The sequence below is a fragment of the Pseudoalteromonas sp. Z1A6 genome, from assembly GCF_011378745.1.
GTDB lineage: Bacteria > Pseudomonadota > Gammaproteobacteria > Enterobacterales > Alteromonadaceae > Pseudoalteromonas > Pseudoalteromonas arctica.
Genome location: NZ_WTKW01000369.1, coordinates 1 through 3,920, shown reverse-complemented (window position 1 = coordinate 3,920; position 3,920 = coordinate 1). Strand labels below are relative to the sequence as shown.

Genomic DNA, 3,920 nt, shown 5'->3' with positions numbered 1-3,920 from the left:
ATTTTACGTTGTTATTTTAACTAAAATAATAAAAGTAATCTTTATATTCAATAGTTTAGGTGAATTGTTATTTGTCGATTTAGTTGTATGCTGAATAAAGCATGACTCGGTTACAAAAAAGTCAGTGTTTTACGTTTTTTTTTATCAAAATGATGATGAGATTTGATAATATAGCGCAACTTAAAAGCTTAAGGTAAGCACATATGTCGGGTCCACGTTTATATACGGTAGAAGAAGCTACTCACCAAGCTTATGATATTTTTTTAGAGTTAGCGCCAAATAACTTGAGTGAAAAAGATGTTGAAGACTTTAATGAGTTTAGAGAAGACCTAGGCTTTATTGAAGAAGACGAGCCAGATGACCAGTGGCAAGACTTTGTAGCCCTTGAAATAGAGCCAGAGCACTTTATTCAGGTGTTGGTTGGTTTAGAATTTGAAAATGATGATGTTTTGTTTGCTAAAATTTTGATTAGTCGTGATAAAGATGCTCCGTTTTGTCATATTTTATGGAAAGAAACTGAATAAGCAATACTGCTTATTTTTATAATTGTGTGCAGAGAGAGTATTGTGCGTAAGTATTTATTTTTAATTTTTTTAATAATTAGCAGCCCAAGTTGGGCCGTTGATCCATTTGAAGATTTTCATGAATATGGCAAGCTCTCTGATGAAGAAATTCATGAGTTACACAAAGGTGACATGTTCTATGGTGATACTGAATTTGGCTTTATTCTAAGTAAAGGTAACACCAATTCGACCAGTTTTAAGCTCAAAGGTAATTTATACCAAGACTTTGAAAAGTGGCGTAACCAATTTAAAATAGACTCTCTTTATAAGCGTGATGAGAACGATGAAAGCGGTGGCACTGATGTTACAGCTAATCGTGTTTTTGTATCAGCGCAAGGTAACTATAAAGTAGGTGTTAAAAACTCCTCATTTTTTATTTACGGTGATTACGAAGAAGATGAGTTTAGTGGACTTGATTTTAAAAGTACGGTGGCGACAGGCTATGGTGCACGTGTATATCAAGGCTCTAAAAACAAAGTAGATATTGATATAGGACCTGGTTTATACCGTTCAGTAGCGGATGAAGATTCGGATGTGAGCGAAGATGAAATTAATAAAACCGGTTATTTAGTACGTGTTGCAATGCAGTGGGAACGTTTGGTTTCTAAGCGTACTCGTTTTAATCAAGATGTGAGTATAGAGCAGTCGCTCTCAGGTCTTAATTCTCGCTTAAAATCGGAAACCGCACTAATAAGCCAAGTGATTGGTGCGGTATCACTCAAATTTACCTACATGTATCGTTATAATTCAAAACCCGAAGATGATAAACTCAAGTTTGACTCAGAGCTGAGTGCTACATTGGTGTACAGCTTTTAAGTATTTATTTAATTTAGAGAATATTATGTATCAGCATAAACAGTATGCGGTGTTTATCTTTTTTGTATTAGCGTGGATAGGCGGTTTTGTAGCGCTTGCATGGAACTTGTTAGGCGCTGATGGACCTTTAATGATATTTGCTGGGATTTTAGTGCTGGTGGGCTTTTTGTTCCATGGTCTAACAGTAAAAGTAGATGATAAAAAAATTAGCTGGGCGTTTGGCCCAGGCGTTGCAGGGCAAAGCATTGAGCTTGGCGAAGTAGTAGAAGCTAAGGCAGTTCAAAACTCTTACAGACACGGTATTGGTATGCGAATTACTCACGATGGTTGGGTGTATACAGTATCTGGCTTTAGTGCAATACAGCTAACGCTTAAAGATGGCACTTTGTATCGAGTTGGCACAAACGATCAAAAAGGTTTACTAGCCGCTCTAAAAGAAAAGAATGTATCAATCGCGCTGCCTAGTAAGGCAAAAACTGAAACGGTTAAGCGCAACAATATGATATAAAAAAAGCGCCCTAGGCGCTTTTTTCTTGGTTTAACAGTGTATTAGTGGTCGTGACCACACCCACCTTCACCATGTACATGACCATGAGTGAGTTCTTCTTCGGTTGCATCACGTACTTCTAGTATCTCTACATCAAAGTTAAGTGTTATGCCTGCAAGTGGGTTATTACCATCTACAATAACTTCTTCATCTTGGATATCGATGATCATTACTGATTGGTCACCATCATCTGTTGATGCACGAAATTGCATGCCGACTTCAATTTCCATACCTTCAAACATCGACTTAGGTACAGCTTGCATTAGGTTATCGTGGCGTTCGCCATAACCTTCATCAGGTTCAACTTTTACGCTAAGTGTGTCGCCTGGTTGTTTGCCTTGCAAAGCATTTTCTAGGCCTGAAATTAAGTAGCCTGTGCCAATGATAAAGTGTAGTGGCTCACCACCGAACGAGTTATCAATGCTATTGCCATCATTATCCATTACCGAATAATGCATTTTTACCACTTTGTTTGCCGCAACGATCATAGTCATTCCTATTTATTCATCTTCAAGAGAGTAGGGTAGAGGCAGAATGCTTAGCTCCACCTGAGGTGTGTGTTTTGCACGAAGTACCTGAGTTACATCAGTATCGTTTGGCAACACAACGAGGCCTGTTAATTTATTTGTTTGTTCATTAAAGCTTTGTGCAATAAGTTTACCCGCACGGCGCCAATTTTCGCCTAATTGGGTTTCTAAATCGGGCTCTGAAAGTATCCCTTCGCTTTGACCTGAAACTATATACATTGCACGCTTATTTTTACCTAGGTACTTCATGCGAGCCACAGTTTCTTGACCGGTATAACACCCTTTTTTAAAGCTTATACCGCCAATAGCATGTAGGTTTACCATTTGAGGAACATACTCGCCAATTGCATCTGCACTTAACTGAGGTTCACCTGCAAGCATAGATGCTTGTTGCCAAGGAGCTTCGTTATCAAGTGTAGATACGTCATCAGGCATACTAAACTGGCTATCGACCATCAATAAAACACGGTTATCAGCTAATTTTAGTGCTTTACCGCTTTCAAAGTCACACGCGCTCGCATCACCTTCAAAGTTAATATCAAGTTGTGCGAGTACATCCGATAAATCATCACCAATGAGACCAATTAATCGCTTTGAACATGCACTAATGTCAACTTTTGCAAATACGGCATACTTTTTTAGCTCAGCTAACGATTTTTCTACTTCGTTTTCGCTGCCTGTAAGGTAGTAGCTGTCTTGATAAGAAAATAATTTAAATACGCCCCAAAGTTTACCTTTAGCGCTGCAATGGCCAGCCCACAAATAATTACTGCTGGTTAATTTATTTAGATCTTGAGTGATTTGCCCGTGTAAATAAGATAATTTATCAGCACCGCAGAGGCTAATAAGTTGATGAGATAACGGACATGCATAAACGCTCGACATAAAAACCTTCTTTGCAATATAAATGAAGTGACATAATAACGCAGTTGTTACGTATGGTACAGACAAGCGCTTATTGGTGCGGGTTTATTCTTTAATGAGAGATTAATAGCTGCTAAATAGGCTTGTGTTTGTTAAACTCGAGTCAATTAAGTATGAGGTTTAAAATGGTTGAAATTCATAGTAAAGCACGTATTCGTTGGGCTTGCCGTCGTGGCATGTTAGAGCTTGATGTTTTGTTTATGCCGTTTGTTGAAGAAGCATACGACTCTTTGAGCGCAGAGCAACAGGCTATTTTTCAGCGTTTGCTAACAGAAGAAGACCCTGACTTATTTGCATGGTTTATGGGTCATCAAGAATGTAAAGATGAGCAGTTAAACGGTATGGTTTCGCTGATCTTAGACCGAGTTCGTGTATAGGTTTACAGTTACTAATAATAACGCTGACCACAAACCTATTGTGGTCTTTTTTTGCATGCTCAGTTTAATATTATGTTTATTTTTAGATTCGCTACTAGCTATGCTTTTTTGTTTGATAATTAATATATTAGCTGGCTTTTTAGTGTGGCAAAAAGTGTTGGCAATT

The 3,920-nt window shown here is 38.0% G+C and carries 6 protein-coding genes; 4 read left to right on the top strand and 2 right to left on the bottom strand.

Translation table 11 applies throughout. The features are described 5' to 3' along the window. The first annotated feature begins 203 nt into the window (after positions 1 to 203). Genes GQR46_RS17250 through GQR46_RS17240 form a run of 3 tightly spaced genes read left to right on the top strand, consistent with a single transcriptional unit; the run spans position 204 to position 1,887 of the window. Positions 204 to 524 carry an HI1450 family dsDNA-mimic protein gene (locus GQR46_RS17250; protein ID WP_007581697.1) on the top strand — a complete coding sequence of 107 codons (321 nt, stop codon included), beginning with the start codon at positions 204 to 206 and terminating at the stop codon, positions 522 to 524. Between the two features lie 42 nt (positions 525 to 566). Further along, a complete protein-coding gene (locus tag GQR46_RS17245; protein ID WP_007581700.1) occupies positions 567 to 1,379 on the top strand; it encodes a DUF481 domain-containing protein in 813 nt (270 codons plus the stop codon). Between the two features lie 25 nt (positions 1,380 to 1,404). After that, entirely contained in the window at positions 1,405 to 1,887 is a 483-nt protein-coding gene (locus GQR46_RS17240; RefSeq protein WP_008168001.1) for a hypothetical protein, read from the top strand. A 41-nt stretch (positions 1,888 to 1,928) separates the two neighbouring features. Here the strand turns inward: GQR46_RS17240 and GQR46_RS17235 are convergent, their stop codons facing one another. Together GQR46_RS17235 and GQR46_RS17230 are read right to left on the bottom strand one after the other, a co-directional pair. After that, the gene (locus GQR46_RS17235; RefSeq protein WP_007581704.1) at positions 1,929 to 2,414 is read right to left on the bottom strand and encodes a peptidylprolyl isomerase; all 486 of its coding nucleotides are present in this window, start codon (positions 2,412 to 2,414) and stop codon (positions 1,929 to 1,931) included. Between the two features lie 12 nt (positions 2,415 to 2,426). Next, the gene (locus GQR46_RS17230) at positions 2,427 to 3,338 is read right to left on the bottom strand and encodes a folate-binding protein YgfZ (RefSeq protein WP_165741703.1); all 912 of its coding nucleotides are present in this window, start codon (positions 3,336 to 3,338) and stop codon (positions 2,427 to 2,429) included. Between the two features lie 164 nt (positions 3,339 to 3,502). Between GQR46_RS17230 and GQR46_RS17225 the strand changes: the two genes are divergently transcribed. Beyond that, positions 3,503 to 3,754, top strand: a complete 252-nt coding sequence (locus GQR46_RS17225) for a succinate dehydrogenase assembly factor 2 (RefSeq protein WP_007581709.1) — start codon at positions 3,503 to 3,505, stop codon at positions 3,752 to 3,754. Positions 3,755 to 3,920: the final 166 nt, after the last annotated feature.